Annotated in this window: 1 protein-coding gene; it reads left to right on the top strand. The window is 52.1% G+C overall.

Features of this window, described 5'->3' with window-relative positions:
- Positions 1 to 354 precede the first annotated feature (354 nt).
- The coding region (locus ACOCD2_RS26200; protein WP_419625670.1) for a transposase at positions 355 to 516 on the top strand (162 nt) is incomplete at its 3' end.

Here is a 516-nt window from a genome sequence, read left to right as displayed (position 1 = left end):
TCCCGGATCGTCTCGGCCAGCTCGCCGAGACTCTGCTTGGAGAAACCGGGGCTGTCTTCGTGACGTGGTTGATTCGGATCTTCATCGATCAGATCGATGGGCAGCTCCAGCGGCCCGCCGCTCCCACCGGTCGGCTGGTTCAGCAAGCCGGACAGATCACCGATGGAATCCAATCCGAGACTAGAGGGTTTATGCGACGCAGTGGCAGCAGAAGCTTGTTTTTTAGTTTAGCGTAGAAACCCACGTCCTTAGGACGTGGTCATGAGTGATAGGCTTAGCCTGTCACGACTGATACGGCCCATGTTACAACCCGGAACTGAGTTGTCCCCACAACTGAATTTCGGAGAAATAACAATGAGCCGTTTTGAAAAGTTAACGCATGTTCTCTGGCATTGCCAATACCAATACCATATTGTCTGGGTACCGAAATACCGCTATAGAGTGCTGACTGGAGACGTTGCCAGAGAAGTGCACAATTGTATTCAGGTGTATAGCAGTCGACTGGGATGTCGGGTA

Origin of the sequence: Thiolapillus sp., assembly GCF_048562965.1 — a bacterium.
GTDB classification, from domain to species: Bacteria; Pseudomonadota; Gammaproteobacteria; order Chromatiales; family Chromatiaceae; genus Thiolapillus; species Thiolapillus brandeum_A.
The sequence above is the reverse complement of the archived record's forward strand: the minus strand, read 5'-3'. Positions and strand labels throughout refer to the sequence as shown.